The organism is Roseovarius sp. AK1035 (assembly GCF_003288315.1).
GTDB lineage: Bacteria > Pseudomonadota > Alphaproteobacteria > Rhodobacterales > Rhodobacteraceae > Roseovarius > Roseovarius mucosus_A.
In genome coordinates this window covers 198,457-215,153 of sequence record NZ_CP030099.1, presented here as the reverse complement: position 1 = coordinate 215,153, position 16,697 = coordinate 198,457, and the positions used below count along the sequence as shown (strand labels likewise).

Sequence of the window (16,697 nt, the reverse complement as noted above, 5' to 3'; positions counted from 1 at the left end):
GGCGTTTCCTTGGCTTGCGTTTGATGTTGCCCGTTGGCCTATACGCAAGCCCCGCAATGGTCAAGAAACCCCGATGTCATGGCAGGCTCAGATCGACCCAGACCAGCCGATGACGGCTGGCGGTGGCGGCCAAATCCCCCTCTGGCGTGCCCTCGGGCGGCCAATGCACGCCGGCATCCGTGACGCTCAGATCGGCGGCGGGCAGGATATAGGACACCCGCCGCGTGCCGGGGCCGGGGGGCGGCCAGTGAACGGTCGCAAGCGGTGGTTCCACCGCTCCGGGGCGCAGTGGGCGGGGGTCTTGCAGGCGCGGATCGGCCAGCAGCGCACGCAGGGCCTCTGGCCGCCCGCCACCCGCCCCCGGGTCAAGATTGGCATGGCCCATGAGCACGAACCATCCCTGCGGCGGCGGCCCGAACGCCCCATCCAGATAAAGCTGCCAGAACCGGAGTTCATCATGGTTGCGCCGCCCGTTCCGATCCTCTGGCCCGTCAAACACCGGCGGTGTGGCGTGAAAGGTCATCACCTGCATGGGCCCAGAGGGCAGCAGCACCGGCACCACCCACTGCCCGCGCGACGCGAGGCGCTGCACGGCCTGCGCCGCCTCTGACGGGAAGGGTTGGCCGTCCCGCATGGGCAACAGCGCGCCGGGCAGGTCGCGCCAGAGGACTGCACTGAAATCCTGCGCGCCCGGCTGATCCACAGGATAGCGCGACAAAATCGCCATGCCCCCCTGACCGGTGAAATCACCATAGCCCTGGGCATCGCGCGGCCCGCCGCGCCGCCCGTCGCCATCCATGTCGAGCCCGGTGGCGAGACCGGCATTGGGGGTACGGGCAAAGAGGTGATCGTAACGCGGCCCGCCCCCTTCGGAAATACGGTCGCGCAGCGCGCTCAGCGCAAGCAGGTCAAGGTCGTAATCCACCCCCTGCAAAACCAGAATATCAGGCTGTGTTTGCGCCAGCACATGCAGGATTGCGGCAATCTGCGCATCCTCGCCCCGCCGCAAATCCCGCAACAGCAGCCCCGGCCCCGCGCGCTCCAGATCCACATTCCAACTCGCCAGACGCAGCCTGTCTGCATATGCGGGCAGCGCGCAAAGAAGAAGCGCGCAAAGCCCCGCGATCAGGCGCCTTGCAGCCCCTTGGCTGTCAATGCGTCGCCTTCGGCATAGGCGCGGCGGCGCTTGTCCTCGATCATGTCGGCAATCCGACCCATCGCGATACCGCGCATCAACATACTGGCAGGAAGAAACGCCCATGCGGCCATCGTCCAGATCAAGGTTTGCGGTTGCGCGATCGAAATCGGATCAATCAAATCCGAGGCCGCGCGCACCGCTGCTGGAATCAAGAATGGCAGCAAAGATCCTAATACAACATTAAGACCGGCATCCCGGCGCAAACGGTGCAGCACATCGCCGCCCCCCGTGGGATCAAAAAGCGGCAGGTTGATCCAGACATTGAACGCGCCCGAGCGCGCAGGCCAGCCCAGAAATCGCACCAGCGTCACGAAATAGAGGATCATCACCAGCGACACGGTATAGGAAATCCCCGAGGCGATCCGCACCATGTCAATCAATGCGGCATCGGCATCGGCGGGCATCATCAGAACCACCAGACGCACGGGCGAATAGGGAAAATCAATCGCCTCACCCAGACCCCGGCCCAGGTGTGTCAACCATTCGGTCGCTTCGGTCGGGTGTGTGGTGCCCCGCACGATCATCGCCAGCGAGACAAGAATGATCGTCAGCGCGAAAAACTTGGCGCGGTTGAAGGGCGGGGCAAAACGGAATTCGATGATGCTGGGATATTTGCCGTAATATTCGATAAAGGTCATGAACCCTGCAAGGATCGAGAGGACGATTACGATCTGTGCGGTATCCGCACCTGTGGACGGCACGACCAGCGAGGGCGTGGCGACCAGCATCGCAATCAATATGGCGCGCGCGAGCGCACCTGGTACCAGTGAAAACACTGCCCTTTCCCCTTCAACTTGGTCGGTCGCGATGCGGTGCCGCGCCCTTGTGCCAACTTGATCCCACACTTTACGGCGGGCTGCCTCAATCTCGCCCAATTTTTGCCTTCTTTCACTTATCACCACAAGTCCTTGGTTAATCAGACAAAAGATTTAGGGCCGATTGAGGGTGTAAGTGGTGCAGGATTGCATCAAACTTGGTTCAGCTTTGTGGCGTAAGGGACTGTAAATACTGCATCTTGTGGAATGGGCTGTGCGGGGCACAAGACGCATAGCCAAAACAAAACGCCGCAGAGTGCTCTGCGGCGTCTTTTTATGTGTTTTTGATCCGGTTCAGACCCAGGGACGCGCCTGCGCCGCCTGCGCCTCGAAACTCTCGATGGCTGCGGCCTTTTCCAGCGTCAGGCCGATATCATCCAGCCCTTCCAGCAGGCAATGTTTCTGGAACGCATCCACCTCGAAAGAGAACACGACCCCCTCCGATGTCGACACCGTCTGCGCCTCCAGATCAATCTCGATCCGCGCATTGGCGCCCTTTTCGGCCTCTTTCATCAGCACATCCACCTGCTCTTGCGGCAGGGCAATCGGCAGGATGCCGTTCTTGAAACAGTTGTTGTAGAAAATATCGGCATAGCTTGGCGCGATGACGCAGCGGATGCCGAAATCCTTGATCGCCCAAGGCGCATGTTCGCGGCTCGACCCACAGCCGAAATTATCGCCCGCAACCAGAATTTGCGCGTCGCGATACTGCGGCTTGTTCAGCACGAAATCGGGGATTTCCTTGCCGTCATCATCATAGCGCATCTCGTCAAACAGGTTCACACCCAAGCCCGACCGCTTGATCGTTTTCAGAAACTGCTTGGGGATGATCATATCGGTGTCGATATTGATCAAGGGCAGGGGGGCGGCGATACCGCTCAGTTTTTCGAATTTTTCCATCACATCATCTCCCGCACATCTGTAAGCCGCCCTGTCACTGCCGCCGCTGCCGCCATGGCCGGTGACATCAGGTGGGTGCGTCCGCCGCGCCCCTGACGCCCCTCAAAGTTGCGGTTCGACGTGGCCGCGCAGCGCTCGCCCGGTGACAACTGATCGGGGTTCATCGCCAGACACATGGAACAGCCCGCAAGCCGCCATTCAAACCCAGCCTCGATGAAAATATCCGCCAGCCCCTCTTCCTCGGCCTGCGCGCGCACAAGGCCAGAACCGGGCACAACCATCGCCCGTTTCACAGCGATTTTCTTGCCCTTCAGGATTGCCGCCGCCGCGCGCAGATCTTCGATCCGGCCATTGGTGCAAGACCCGATAAAGACGGTGTCGATCTCGACATCGCTCAGCTTCTGACCGGGCTTGAGGCCCATATACTCCAACGACCGGCGCGCGGCCTCAACCTTGCCGCCCTTGAAATCCTCCGGCGCAGGCACGCTTGCGGTGATCGGCAGCACGTCCTCGGGGCTGGTGCCCCATGTGACGACGGGGGCAATATCCTCGCCCTTCAGCGTGACCACCTTGTCCCAATGCGCGTCATCATCGGAATAGAGCGTTTTCCACCAGTTAAGCGCGGCCTCCCACTGCGCGCCCTTGGGGGCATGCGGGCGACCTTTGACATAGTCATAGGTCTTGTCATCCGGCGCGATCAGGCCTGCGCGCGCGCCGCCCTCAATCGCCATGTTGCAGACCGTCATGCGGCCTTCCATGCTCAGATCGCGAATAGCCTCGCCGCAATATTCGATGACATAGCCGGTGCCGCCTGCGGTTCCGGTGGCCCCGATCACCGACAGGGTGATGTCCTTGGCGGTCACACCGGGGCGCAGCTTGCCGGTGATCTCGACTTTCATATTCTTGCCCTTGCGCTGGATCAGCGTCTGGGTGGCCAACACATGCTCGACCTCAGAGGTGCCGATGCCATGCGCCAGCGCGCCAAAGGCCCCATGCGTCGCGGTGTGGCTGTCGCCGCACACCACGGTCATGCCGGGCAGGGTCCAGCCTTGTTCCGGCCCCACGATATGCACGATCCCTTGGCGCACATCCGACACCGGATAATAATGAATGCCGAAATCGCGCGCATTCTTGTCCAGCGCCTCAACTTGAATACGGCTGTCCTCGGTCATGGTGGCGGCATTGGCGCGGTCCAGCGTGGTGGGCACGTTGTGATCCGGCACGGCAATGGTCTTGTCGGGGGCATGCACCGTGCGGCCCGCCATCCGCAGCCCTTCAAAGGCCTGCGGGCTTGTCACCTCATGCACGAGGTGGCGGTCGATATACAAAAGGCACGTGCCATCTTCGGCCTCATGGGCCACATGGGCATCCCATATCTTGTCATAGAGTGTACGCGGAGCAGACATGGCTCTCTCTTTTCGTGTTTGGTTTCGATCAATAAAGGGGGGAGTGGGCATGCGCGGTCAGCGCCGGCCCTCACGCACGTGCGAGGACGGTGCAGGTCATGCCAAAAAAGCGGGCCGGTAGCCGCGCGTGGTCGGTTATGTTGAAAAAGACGAACCGTTGCATACCCTGCACATAAACCCGAATGGGGTCTCAGGCAAGGACAAGAGCAGAGTCAAAGGGGCCGCATGAACGGCCCCTTTCTGGACGTATCAGGCAGGCTGATACTGTCTCACTCCCGATGGTCCGGGGGTCACAAGCACGCAGAGCGCTCCAAGCACGCAGGCGGCATAGGCTATAGGGATAAGATAGACAAAGGTTTCCGCCGGGCTTGCAGCGAGGAACTTGCTGACACCCATCGCCAGAGCAAGCATCCAACTGGCGGTAGAGATCCCTCCGATCAGTCCCATTCCAAACCGCTGCCGCCGTGACAGATCAAGGATCGTCTGGCCGATTGCATTCTTCAAGATCGGCATGACCTTGGCGGCGATGAACCACGCATTGATCGTGAGCAGCGTCACGGTGATGACTTTCCCCACCAGCTTTGGCGTCATCTGAGCCGCGTCAAATCCGGTTTTCATCCCGATGATCACCAGACCACTCGCCCACATCACGACAAGCGCGGCCACGACGACCTGGTGGTACCGATGCAGCAGCTCAAGAAACTCGTCATCTATCCGTTGTCTTAAACGGCTGGCTGCGTGGATATCTGCAAGAATCGACGTCCCAAGCCCTGCGCAAACAGCAAGAATATGTACAAAACGAATACCGTCAGCATACAATTGTGAGTCCATTTCAGTCTCCCGATTTGCCCTGATTGGCACTTACGATCACCTATGTGTTCCGGCATCGCGCCATCGGGGTACGGGCAGTCACGCAATCGTGCAAATCGGGTGGCGCGCCGTGGTGACGTGTTTTCGCCTGAGGATCGGCAGTTTTCTGCGCGCGCCGTGTTTCGGCTCTTGTTCGAGGCTGAAACGGCCCAAATGGCGTTGATTTCGGCGGCGGGTTGCCCATCCAGCAGCGGCATTGCGCCAGTGTCATGGCGACGTCCAACCCGTATTGGGGCAAAGGTCTACAAGTCTTGCGCTAAAAAATTCTCGCTCTAGGCGCGAATCGATCATGGTTTGACGCTGGTTCCCACCAAAATTCCCGGATTTCATGGTCGTTGCGCCGGCGAACGTCACGCGCGGCGATCCGGCAATGCCATGCGGTTCCGGCTTCATCTGGCCCGAAATACCTCGGGGGGGCCCCGGACAGGGTCCGGGGCGGGGGCAGCGCCCCCAGTCTGCGCTGTCGTTTAGTCCGACGCGAGCATATAGCCCTCGCCGCGTACGGTTTGCAGATAGCGCGGCTGCTTGGGGTCGCTCTCGATCTTGCGGCGCAGGCGGGTGATCTGCACATCCACGGCCCGCTCTTGCGCCTGCCCGCCCGCGCGGCCCAGATCCTCGACCAGCTTGGCGCGGCTGACCGGCTTGCGCAGGTTCTCGGCAAAGATCCGCATCAGTTGCACTTCGGTCGCGGTCAGGCGCACAGGCTTGCCTGCCCGGCTCAGTTCCGCGCGCTCGATGTCATAGCGCACCGGCCCCAGATGCACGACCTTGGGTTGCGCCGGCTCTTGTTCCGGCTCGGGCATCCGCCGCAGGATTGCATTGATCCGCAGCAAGAGCTCTTTGGGCTCGAACGGCTTGGGCAGGTAATCATCTGCACCCGCCTCCAACCCTTCGATCCGGTCGGGGGTTTCGCCCTTGGCCGTCAAAAGCAGGATCGGCGTCTTGTGGGTGGCCCGCAGCGCGCGCGTCAACTCGACACCGCTTTCGCCGGGCATCATCACATCCATCACGATCAGGTCGAAATCCAGCCCCGCCAGCACCCGCCGCGCGTGGCCCGCATCGCGCGCGATCGAGACCAGGAAACCGTGCCGCATCAAAAATTTGCGCAACAGGCCGCGAATGCGCTCGTCGTCATCGACGATCAGCAGATGGGGGGCGGGCTCGGTCATGTGTCACTCTCCCGAATGGCGTGATAGCGGCGGCGCAATTCAGGCTCCATCATCGCCTCCAGAACCTGACGAAACCCGGCCACGGCCTGTGGCCCCGCCGCGCGATAGGCGGCACGCATGCGCGCGCGCTGCGCATCCGACAGCTTGCGTTCCAATGCGGCCCCCGCTTCGGTCAGCGTCAGATGCCGCTCGCGCTTGTCTGCGGTGCCGACCCTGCTTTCGACCAGCCCGTCTTCGATCAAGGTCCGCAGCACGCGGTTCAGCGATTGCTTGGTCACGCCAAGAATGGCCAGCAGGTTATTCACCGTGGTGCCGGGGCTGCGGGCGATGAAATGGATGGCCCGGTGATGCGCCCGGCCATAGGCCATGGTGGCCAGAATACGATCCGGGTCAGCCGTGAACCCACGATAGGCGAAAAACATCGCCTCAATACCCTGCCGCAATTGCTCGTCCGTTAGAAACAACAGGTTTTCGCCGCCATGCATTTCGGCCATGCCTAGGCTCCGTTCACAATTTACGAGCTACATATTTCACATTAAGTCAGCTTTGTTGACATTCCAAGATCAAACTGCTACCGAATCTCAGTTTTTGCGCAATATTATGTCCGAGGCGGACATATACAGCGCAATAAATGCAAACATGGTGAAGGGGAAGCGGAAATGTCTGGCTATGACGATCGGGACGGCAAAATCTGGATGGATGGCAAAATGGTGGAGTGGCGGGATGCCAATGTGCATATCCTGACACACGCGCTGCATTATGCCAGCTCCGTCTTTGAGGGCGAGCGCTGCTATGGCGGCAAAGTCTTCAAAAGCCGTGCCCATTCCGAACGCCTGCTGAAATCCGGCGAGCTGATGGATATGGCGATCCCCTATACGGTGGACGAGATCGAGGCCGCCAAACGCGCCGTGCTCGAGGCCAATAACCTGACCGATGCCTATGTGCGCGTTGTCGCGTTCCGGGGCGCTGGCCCCGATATGGGCGTTGCCGCCGCGCGCAACCCGATCCGCATGGCCGTGACCGCGTGGGAATGGGGCAACTATTATGGCGACGCCAAAATGAAGGGCGCCAAGCTCGACATCGCCAAATGGAAGCGCCCCAGCCCCGAGACCATTCCCGTCGCCGCCAAGGCCGCCGGTCTCTATATGATCTGCACCATGTCCAAACATGCCGCCGAGGCCAAGGGCTGTTCGGATGCCATGTTCCTCGACTATCGCGGCTATGTGGCCGAGGCGACGGGGGCCAATATCTTTTTCGTCAAGGATGGCGAAGTGCATACGCCGCTGGCGGATGCCATCCTTAATGGTCTCACGCGCCAGACCGTGATCGGTATGCTCAAGGATCGCCAGATCAAGGTGCATGAGCGCCATATCATGCCCGAGGAACTCGAAGGGTTTGAACAGTGCTGGCTGACCGGCTCTGCCGCCGAGGTGACGCCCGTGGGTCAGATCGGCGATTACACTTTTGAAGTGGGCGCGATGACGCGCGACGTTTCTCAGGCCTATGAGGCGCTTGTGCGCGCCTGACCCTAGGTCCTAATTCTGCCACAATCGCCGTCCGGTCCTGCCGGGCGGCATTTTAATGCGGATTCCAGCGTTTTTGCCCCGTTCGGGCCGAGTGATTCGCCGCAATTTCCCGCCGCGCGGCTGTTTTAGCCCGCAAAAGGATACTGTCCAGCTCTCCTTAAACGTGTCCGAATTGTGGCAAACCTGCGTCGCACTTGCTGGGGCTGCGCGCGCGCGCCTTGGTTTGCGCCCCGGCCCTTGCCCTGTTTCCCAAGGCGCAACATTACGCTGCGTCGCTTCCCGGGCTTGGCAACCAATACGTTATTTTTCCCCCTATCCCATAGGCAATGCGCCGGGTATCGAGTGGTTGTTTCGAGAGGCGATACAATTCGGCGTGCTGCCCCGCATGTGACCGGTGATCTGATGACCATTTGGCGGGACAGTTTGTGGTGAAAATGTGGCGTGATCTGGTCGCAGACGGACAAATTGGCTCAGGCGCATTGCGGCAAAACAAGGGCTATTGCCGGATGGCCTGTCGCTTTTGAACGGAAGTGTTGGAAGTGTAAAACACCCCTAAGTTGTATTTTTTTGGGGTTATTGACTTGGTTCTGGGCACGGTGCATCAACGTTTAAGTTAGCTTAATACTTAGTAAATCTGGAAACGACAGGCAGTGGGGGCATTGGCCGGTTGTATCCTTGGGGTAAGTTGCCCGACCGAAGTCATATGCGAAAAGTGACGCATTACGTGTGCCTAAGCCTGCCGAACTCTGGCGACAGTTACGCCATCTTTCAGACATAATTGCGGAGACGTGCCAGACGACCGGCACATCCCGTGACAACGGGCCGGGCAGTATATGTGTAAACGGTTTTGGGGTTTCGAGATTCTGGGGAGTGCTGCCATGTCTTTGCGATCGGTTTCGGTGCCTTTGCACCGAGAGGACGCGAATTTGATTCAAAATCCGGCTGTCGGATTGAAATCGATTCAGGTCTACGGAAATTTTTTTAAACGCGTTCTGGACATCGTCATCGTCCTGCTTGCGGCTCCGGCCGTGATCTTGGTCGTGGCTGTGCTCAGCGTCTTGATTGCGCGCGATGGGGCCTCGCCCTTTTACGCGCAGAACCGGGTTGGCAAGAATGGCCGCATCTTCCGGATGTGGAAGCTGCGCAGCATGGTGCTGAACGCCGATGCTCAGCTTGAAAGCTATCTTGCCGCCAATCCTGCGCGCCGGCTGGAATGGGACGAGCATCAAAAGCTGCGCCATGATCCGCGCATCACCCGCATCGGTCGCCTCATCCGCAAAAGCTCGCTTGACGAGTTGCCGCAGCTTTGGAACGTGCTGATTGGGGATATGTCCATCGTCGGCCCGCGCCCGATGATGCCCTGCCAAACGCCGCTCTATCCCGGCCGCGACTATTACGCGCTGCGCCCCGGTATCACAGGCTTTTGGCAGATTTCCGTGCGGAACGAGAGCAGCTTTGCCGAACGCTCGGAATTCGATCGGAAATACTTGCGGGATCTGTCTTTCTGGACCGATCTGCGGGTGATGCTCTGCACGTTCCGCGTGGTGCTGACTGGAACGGGCTGCTAGGCGCTTGCGCCCATGGCCCGTGCGGAGATCCTCGCGCACGGGACAATCTGCCCCGGACTGGCACATTGATGCACCTTGCGGCCAAAATCCCGATCCGACGGTTTGAATTTGTTGAAATTTAGGGGTCTTGGCACTTAGGCTGACCCTGCCATCCGGCCTTTCCGGGCCGCGCCGCGCCCTGCGGCAAGACTGGCGAAACAGTCAAAGAGGTGCCCGGCGCGTCATGCCCAATGCCTTGGCCTATCTGATGCTGGCCGCTTGGCCGCTGATCACGCTGGTGATGTTCCGGCGCTGGCCCATTGAGCGCGCGCTGATCTGGTCCCTCTTGGGGGCCTATATGTTCCTGCCGCCGCCGCCTGCCGCCTTTGATTTCCCGCTCATGCCGCCCCTGACCAAGGAATCGCTGCCCAGCGTTGCCACGTTCGTCATTTGCCTCATCCACGCCAAGTCTCGCGCGCCGCTCTTGCCGCAGAGCTTGCCTGCCCGCGTCCTCATCGCGCTCTTCATCTTCAGCCCCATTGCCACGGTCCTTACTAATGGCGAACCGGTGTTCTACGGGCGCATCGGCCTGCCCGCACTGGGCCTCAAGGACATGGTGGCCCTTGTCCTTTTGCAATCCATCCTGCTCTTGCCGTTTCTTTTGGCCCGGCAGCATCTGGCCACGCCCAAAGGCTTGCGCGAATTGGTCATGGCGCTGATGCTGGGCGGGCTGATCTATTCCCTGCCGATGCTTCTCGAGGTGCGCCTTTCACCGCAGCTTAACATCTGGATCTACGGCTATTTCCAACACAGTTTCGAACAGATGATGCGCTCGGGCGGGTTCCGCCCCATCGTTTTCATGTATCACGGTCTCTGGGTTGCCTTTTTCACTGTCATGGCCATAACCTGCGCCATCGCTCTGGCGCGCGAGGCCGATGTGCGGCGGCGCATCTTCTATCTTTTGGCGGCGCTCTACCTTGGGGCTGTGCTGGTGCTTTGCAAATCGCTGGGCTCGCTCATGTATGGCGTCTACCTGGCACCGCTGGCACTCTTCCTGCCCACGCGGATGCAAATCCGCATCGCAGGGGTGATGGCGGTGGTGGCCATTTGCTATCCGGTGCTCAAAGGGGCGGGGCTGATCCCGGTCGACTGGATTCTCGAACAGGCCGCCAAGGTCGATCCCGACCGCGCCAATTCGCTGCGCTTCCGCTTGGATAACGAGGATATCCTGATGGAGCGCGCTCTGGAAAAGCCGCTTTTTGGCTGGGGCAGCTGGGGGCGCAACCATATCCTCAATCCCATCACCGGCGTGATCGAAACCGTAACTGACGGGCGCTGGATCATCCTGATCGGCATCTTCGGATGGGTCGGATATCTGGCCGAATTCGGCCTTGTCGCCCTGCCGGTCCTGATGCTTTGGGTTTATGCCCGCCGTCTGGGCGATGCCGCGCATATGCGCCTGATTGGCCCCGTCGCGCTTTTGCTGGCGATCAACCTGATTGACATGCTGCCCAATGCCACGCTCACGCCGCTTACATGGCTTTTTGCCGGGGCCGTGCTTGGGCTGGCCGAGGCCGCGCGCCACCAGCGCCCCGAGACATCCCGCCGCCGCCCTCTGGGCTGGCGCCCGATCATGTGAGACAGGCCCCATGACCCGCCCCCGCGTGCTGGCCATCGCCGAGGCCGCCAATCCCGAATGGGTCAGCGTGCCGCTGGTCGGCTGGTCACTGGCCACCGCCCTGCGCGAGGTGGCCGAGGTGCATATCGTCACCCAAATCCGCAACCGTGATGCGTTCTTGCGCGCGGGGCTGACCGAAGGCGTGGATTTCACCGCCATCGACTCCGAAGCGCTCGCGCGCCCGCTCTGGGCCTTGGGCGAGCGGTTGCGCATGGGGCAGGGCAAGGGCTGGACCACGCTGCAACTGATCAACGCCCTCAGCTATCCATGGTTCGAGCATCTGGTCTGGCGACAGTTCGGCGAGGCCATCCGCGCCGGGCGCTATGACATCGTCCACCGCATCACCCCCCTCAGCCCGACGATTTCCTCGTCCCTTTCTGGCAAATGCGCCCGCGCGGGTGTGCCCTTCGTTCTTGGGCCGCTCAATGGCGGCGTGCCATGGCCTGCAGGCTTTGACGCCGAGCGGCGGCGCGAGCGTGAATACCTCAGCTATCTGCGCAGCGCCTACAAGGCGCTGCCGGGCCGCACCGCGACCCTGCGCCACGCCGCTGCGATCCTCGCAGGCTCTCGTCACACGATGGGCGAATTGCCCGGCTTTGCCCGTGCCAAAACCGTCTATCTGCCCGAAAACGCCATCGACCCGGCCCGCTTTTCCCGCATTGCCAGACCGGCACCCGATGGTCCCCTGCGCGCGGCTTTCGTTGGGCGGCTGGTGCCCTACAAAGGCCCCGATATGCTGATCGAGGCTGCAGTCCCCCTGCTGCGCGCGGGGCGCCTGCATCTTGATCTGGTGGGTGACGGGCCCATGATGCCCGCCTTGCGCGCGCAGGCTGACGCCTTGGGCGTGGCCGCTCACATCACCTTTCACGGCTGGCTCGAACATGCCCATGTCCAGGACGTGCTGGCCACCTGTCATCTCTTCGCCTTTCCCTCGATCCGTGAATTCGGCGGCGGCGTGGTGCTCGAGGCGATGGCCTTGGGCGTGCCGCCCCTGATCGTCGATTACGCAGGCCCCGGCGAATTGGTCACCGCATCGCGCGGGGTCAAGGTGCCCTTGGGCAGCCGGGCCGAGATCATCGCAGGCTTTGCCGCGGCCCTGCAAAACCTCTCCCAAGACCGCGCCGCCCTCGCCGCCATGGGGCAGGCGGGCCGTGCTTGGGTACTGGAACAGGCCACTTGGGCCGCCAAGGCCGGCCAAGTTCGCGCCGTCTATGATGCCCTGCTGGCCAAATCCCCACTGCCCGAGGTCTTTGCCGCATGAGCGCCGCCGCCTATCGCCCCGAAATCGACGGGCTGCGCGCCATCGCGGTGCTGTCGGTCGTGCTCTATCACTTCGGGATGCCGGGCATCCCCGGAGGTTTTGTCGGGGTTGATATCTTCTTTGTCATCTCCGGCTTTCTGATCGGTGGCATCCTCTGGTCGGACCTGAGGGAAACGGGCCGCATCCGCCTTGCCCGCTTTTACCTGCGCCGCCTGCGCCGCTTGGCCCCTGCCTATTTCGCCATGGCGGCGGCCACATTGGTGATGGGCTGGCTCATTCTTTTGCCGTTCGAATACCGTGAATTCGGCAAATCCCTCATCGCCGCCACCGTCTATCTCTCCAACATCCATTTCTACCGCGAAGCGGGCTATTTCGACAGCGCGTCCGAGGAAAAGCCGCTGTTGCACACATGGTCGCTTGCGGTTGAGGAACAGTTCTACATCGTTCTGCCCTTCCTTCTTTTGGCCCTCGCCCGCTGGCGGCCCACCCTGCCGATGATCCTTGCGGTCCTCGCCGTGCTCTCGCTCGCCGCTTGCCTCTGGCTCACGCCGCGCTCGCCCACGGCGGCGTTTTACCTCTTTCCCTTCCGCGCATGGGAATTGCTGGCGGGCGTCTTGCTGGCCATCGCGGGCCAAGAACGAGGCTGGCGTTTCGCCCTTCACCCCGCGCTTTCCTGGGCCGGTCTGGCGCTGATCCTCGCCAGCATTACCCTGATCCGGGCCGAGGGCTTTCCCGGCTGGCAGGTGGTCTTGCCCGTCGCAGGCACGCTGCTCATCCTCGGGAATGGCCGTGATACCAACCCCGTCAACCGCGCGCTGATGCACCCTGCGCCGGTTTTCATCGGCCTCATCTCCTATTCGCTCTATCTCTGGCATTGGCCGGTTTTCGTTCTCTCGTCCTATTGGCGCGATGGCTACTCCGGCCCGATCGAAGCGGCTCTTTGGCTTTCGCTCGCCTTTGCCCTTGCCATCCTCTCGTGGCGCTATGTTGAACGCCCCGTGCGCCAGACACAGGGTGGCACCCGCGCGCTTGTCTCGGGTACGGCGCTCGCGTCGCTGGCTCTCTTGGCGGTGGGCCTGCTCCTTTGGCGCGGTGATGGATTGCCCACCCGCTTTGCCCCCGAATTGCGCACGCATATCGCCGCCTCTGGTGATTTCAATCAGGACTGGTCACGCTGCACCATCCCCGCCACCGGCCCGCTCGCGGGCGTTGAAACCTGCCCCATCGGCCCCGATGGGCCACCGCAAGTTCTGATCTGGGGCGATAGCCACCTGCGCGCCATGAAAGAGGGGCTAGAGGCCGCCGCCTTCGCCGCCAACCGCCCCGCGCTGATCCTGTGGCACGCGGGCTGCCCGCCGCTCTTTGACGTGGCCAAGACGGAAACCGCCGCCACCCCGGCGCAGGATGCCGCCTGCACCCGCGCAAATCAGACCATCCGTAGCGGTTTGGCCCAAATTGAGAGCTTGCACACCCTGCTTCTGATAGGCCGCTGGTCCTATTACGCCGAAGGGCAGGGCGTCGGGCTGGACGCCCACAACCGCATCACCCTCACGCCCGAACCGGGCAGCCTTTTGCCCCAAGGCCCGCAACACACGCTTTTCAATGCCGCCCTCACCCGGACCCTTGCTGAACTCGCCCCGCAGTTTCCCCAAATCCACATCCTGCGCCAACCGCCCGAGGTGCCAGAGTACGATTCCCGCGCCGTGGCCCGCGCGCTTGTGCATGGCCGCATGAGTCCCGAGGACACGACCCGCCTCACCGTGCCCCGCGCCACGGCCCTTGCGCGCGCCGCCCATGCCGAGGCCCCGCTGATGGCCTTGGCGCAGTCTGGCGCGATCACCCTCATTGACCCGTGGCAGCGCCTCTGCGATGCCCGCACCTGCGGCGTGATGCAGGCGGGCCAAGCGTTCTATTTCGACAACAACCACCTCACCAACCGCGCCGCCATCGCGCTCAGCGATCTGCTCGCCCCCGTTTTCGAGGCCCCGCAATGACCGCCGCGATCCGAGAGGGCAAATGGGACGTGATCGTTATCGGCACCGGCATGGGTGGCGGCCTGATCGGGCGCAGGCTGGCCGAACGCGGCCTCAAGGTGCTTTTCGTCGAAAAGGGGCCCCAAGGCCACCGATCCGAGCGTCAGGGGCTCAATCCCGAAATCTTCGATCCCACCGCCCGCCAATTGCGGGGCTATTGGCCGGGGCCCATCCGCGCACAGATCAATGGCCGCGCATCGGAATTCTTCGGTCCCATCGGGGCCGGGGTGGGTGGTTCTTCGGTGTTCTACGCCGCCACGCTGGAACGCCCCGAGCGCCATGATCTTGAGGCGACAGAGACGCGCCCGCACCCCACCGGCGGTTGGCCCGGCGGCTTTGACGCGATGCGTGATTGGTATGCCGAGGCCGAAACCCTGCTGCATATCTGCGGCGATCCCGATCCGCTCTCGCCGGAACCGGTCACGCCCCTGCACCGCCCGCCGCTCTTCTCTGCCACGGATGCCGCGCTCATGCGCAGCCTGCAATCGGCGGGGCTGCATCCCTACCGCCTCCATTCCGCGATCCGCCATCTGGCCGATTGCCATGAGTGTCTGGGCGTCAAATGCCCCAAACCCTGCAAGATGGATGGCCGCTCTGCTGGGGTGGAACCGGCCCTTGCCACCGGCAACGCGGCTCTTCTCGACCGTTGCACCGTGCGCCGCCTCTGCGGCACGGCCCACACCGTCACCCATATCGAGGTTACACGCGACGGCGAAACCTTCACGCTCTCCGCCCCCCGGATCGTGTTGGCCGCAGGTGCGCTTGGCTCGCCCCGCTTGCTTCTGGCCTCCGCCTCTGAGCACTGGCCCGACGGCTGCGCCAATGGCTCGGGCCTCGTGGGCCGCAACCTCATGTTCCACCTCAACGAGATTTTTGCCCTCTGGCCGCCGCGCGGCACGCCTCAATCCGGCCCGACCAAGACGATCTCGCTCCGCGACTTCTACCACCGCGACGGGCAGCGCTTTGGCACGGTGCAGGCCATGGGCATCGCGGCGGGCTATGGCGAGATTGTGCATACTTTGAACGGCATGTTCGACCGCTCCGCGCTACGCCACATCCGTCCCTTGCGCCACCTCACCCGCCTGCCTGCGGCGCTTGCTGCGCGCATCCTGGGGCGGGCGCAGGTCTTTGTCGGGCTGATGGAGGATCTGGGATACCCCGAGAACCGCGTTACCTATGACCACAGGGCCCCCGATGCCATCGACATCAGCTATACGCTTCACCCCGAATTGCTCAGCCGCCGCCGCGCCTTTCGTCGCGCCCTGCGCGCGGGGCTGCGCGGGCACCGGCGGCTCTTTCTCACCCATACCCCAGAGTTGAACTTTGGCCATCCCTGCGGCACGCTGCGCTATGGCATCGATCCGGCGACCAGCGTTCTTGACCCCGAGTGCCGCGCGCATGGGGTGGACAATCTCTATGTCGTGGATGCGTCCTTCATGCCCTCGTCTATGGGGGTCAACCCAAGCCTGACCATCGCCGCCAACGCGCTGCGCGTGGCCGAGGGGATCGCGCAGCGCAGAAAGGCAGAGATATGAGGCTCTCGGATGGCATGGCGGTTGTCACCGGCGCAGGCGGTGGGCTAGGGCGCGCTCTGGCGCTCGAACTCGCGGCACGCGGTCAGCGCGTCGTGGCCCTTGGCCGCGCGCCCGAGGGGGGTGCCGAGACCGCCGCGATGGACCCAAGCGGTCGGATCACGCCCCTCATCGCCGATGTCGCAGACCCGCAGGCGCTGCGCGCGGCCTTTGCTCAGATCACCCAAATCGCGCCGGTGACATTGCTGATCAACAACGCCGCCATCTATCCGCGCCGTGATTTTCTGGATGAAACACCCGAGAGTTTCGCGCAAACCATGGCGATCAATCTGGGTGGCACCGTCGCCTCCACCCGGCTTGCCTTGGACAGCATGGTCGAGACCGGCTTTGGCCGCATCCTCAACGTCTCGACCTTTGCCGATCTGTGGCCTTTGCCCGCCTCCTCGGCCTATGCGGTGTCCAAAGGGGCTGGGCGCATCCTGACGCGCGCGCTTGTGGCGGATCTTGCCGACCGCTTTCCGGGGATTGTCCTGACCGACTGGATGCCCGGCATGCTCGCCACCCGTATGGGCGTGCCCCATGGCCTTGATCCGGCGCAGGCGGCGCGCTGGGGGGCCGCGCTTGCGCTCTGGTATGACCCCACGCTCAATGGCGCAGTGTTCGAACAGGATCGCGAGATATTGCCGCCGCGGGGTCTCAAAGGCCGGATCAAGGATGCGCTCTTGTTGCGCCGCCGCACCGCACGCGTGATCCCTACCTGAC

At 62.5% G+C, this 16,697-nt stretch carries 14 protein-coding genes; 7 read left to right on the top strand and 7 right to left on the bottom strand.

Going from position 1 to position 16,697, the window contains the following annotated elements:
* Window positions 1-76: 76 nt before the first annotated feature.
* From RAK1035_RS01085 to RAK1035_RS01055, 7 genes are all read right to left on the bottom strand, one after another.
* The gene (locus RAK1035_RS01085; RefSeq protein WP_008279024.1) at window positions 77-1,051 is read right to left on the bottom strand and encodes an endonuclease/exonuclease/phosphatase family protein; all 975 of its coding nucleotides are present in this window, start codon (window positions 1,049-1,051) and stop codon (window positions 77-79) included.
* A 74-nt stretch (window positions 1,052-1,125) separates the two neighbouring features.
* On the bottom strand, window positions 1,126-1,926 hold the full coding sequence (locus RAK1035_RS01080) for a hypothetical protein (protein WP_008279023.1): 801 nt from the start codon (window positions 1,924-1,926) through the stop codon (window positions 1,126-1,128).
* Between the two features lie 381 nt (window positions 1,927-2,307).
* Window positions 2,308-2,913 (bottom strand): 3-isopropylmalate dehydratase small subunit, encoded by a 606-nt coding sequence (gene leuD / locus RAK1035_RS01075; RefSeq protein WP_008279022.1) that lies wholly within the window; start codon window positions 2,911-2,913, stop codon window positions 2,308-2,310.
* A complete protein-coding gene (gene leuC, locus RAK1035_RS01070; RefSeq protein ID WP_008279021.1) occupies window positions 2,913-4,319 on the bottom strand; it encodes a 3-isopropylmalate dehydratase large subunit in 1,407 nt (468 codons plus the stop codon). The genes leuD and leuC overlap by 1 nt, the downstream gene beginning before the upstream one ends.
* Before the next feature lie 249 nt (window positions 4,320-4,568).
* Entirely contained in the window at window positions 4,569-5,150 is a 582-nt protein-coding gene (locus tag RAK1035_RS01065) for a hypothetical protein (RefSeq protein ID WP_008279020.1), read from the bottom strand.
* Window positions 5,151-5,656: 506 nt separating this feature from the next.
* Window positions 5,657-6,358, bottom strand: a complete 702-nt coding sequence (locus tag RAK1035_RS01060) for a response regulator (protein ID WP_008279019.1) — start codon at window positions 6,356-6,358, stop codon at window positions 5,657-5,659.
* On the bottom strand, window positions 6,355-6,852 hold the full coding sequence (locus RAK1035_RS01055; RefSeq protein WP_008279018.1) for a MarR family winged helix-turn-helix transcriptional regulator: 498 nt from the start codon (window positions 6,850-6,852) through the stop codon (window positions 6,355-6,357). Before RAK1035_RS01055 ends, RAK1035_RS01060 begins: the two co-directional genes overlap by 4 nt.
* A 165-nt stretch (window positions 6,853-7,017) precedes the next feature.
* On the opposite strand from RAK1035_RS01055, the gene RAK1035_RS01050 reads away from it, so the two are divergent.
* The 7 genes from RAK1035_RS01050 (at window position 7,018) to RAK1035_RS01020 (ending at window position 16,696) form a co-directional block, all read left to right on the top strand.
* Window positions 7,018-7,884, top strand: coding sequence for a branched-chain amino acid aminotransferase (locus RAK1035_RS01050; RefSeq protein WP_008279017.1), 867 nt, complete (start codon window positions 7,018-7,020; stop codon window positions 7,882-7,884).
* Window positions 7,885-8,762: 878 nt separating this feature from the next.
* On the top strand, window positions 8,763-9,452 hold the full coding sequence (locus RAK1035_RS01045; RefSeq protein ID WP_008280766.1) for a sugar transferase: 690 nt from the start codon (window positions 8,763-8,765) through the stop codon (window positions 9,450-9,452).
* 223 nt (window positions 9,453-9,675) lie between these two features.
* Window positions 9,676-11,070, top strand: coding sequence for a membrane protein (locus RAK1035_RS01040; protein WP_008280765.1), 1,395 nt, complete (start codon window positions 9,676-9,678; stop codon window positions 11,068-11,070).
* Window positions 11,071-11,080: 10 nt separating this feature from the next.
* The gene (locus RAK1035_RS01035; RefSeq protein ID WP_008280764.1) at window positions 11,081-12,370 is read left to right on the top strand and encodes a glycosyltransferase family 4 protein; all 1,290 of its coding nucleotides are present in this window, start codon (window positions 11,081-11,083) and stop codon (window positions 12,368-12,370) included.
* Window positions 12,367-14,364, top strand: coding sequence for an acyltransferase family protein (locus RAK1035_RS01030; RefSeq protein WP_008280763.1), 1,998 nt, complete (start codon window positions 12,367-12,369; stop codon window positions 14,362-14,364). The genes RAK1035_RS01035 and RAK1035_RS01030 overlap by 4 nt, the downstream gene beginning before the upstream one ends.
* Entirely contained in the window at window positions 14,361-15,938 is a 1,578-nt protein-coding gene (locus tag RAK1035_RS01025; RefSeq protein ID WP_008280762.1) for a GMC oxidoreductase, read from the top strand. The genes RAK1035_RS01030 and RAK1035_RS01025 overlap by 4 nt, the downstream gene beginning before the upstream one ends.
* Window positions 15,935-16,696 carry an SDR family oxidoreductase gene (locus RAK1035_RS01020; protein ID WP_037297498.1) on the top strand — a complete coding sequence of 254 codons (762 nt, stop codon included), beginning with the start codon at window positions 15,935-15,937 and terminating at the stop codon, window positions 16,694-16,696. The genes RAK1035_RS01025 and RAK1035_RS01020 overlap by 4 nt, the downstream gene beginning before the upstream one ends.
* The last annotated feature ends 1 nt before the right edge of the window (window position 16,697 follow it).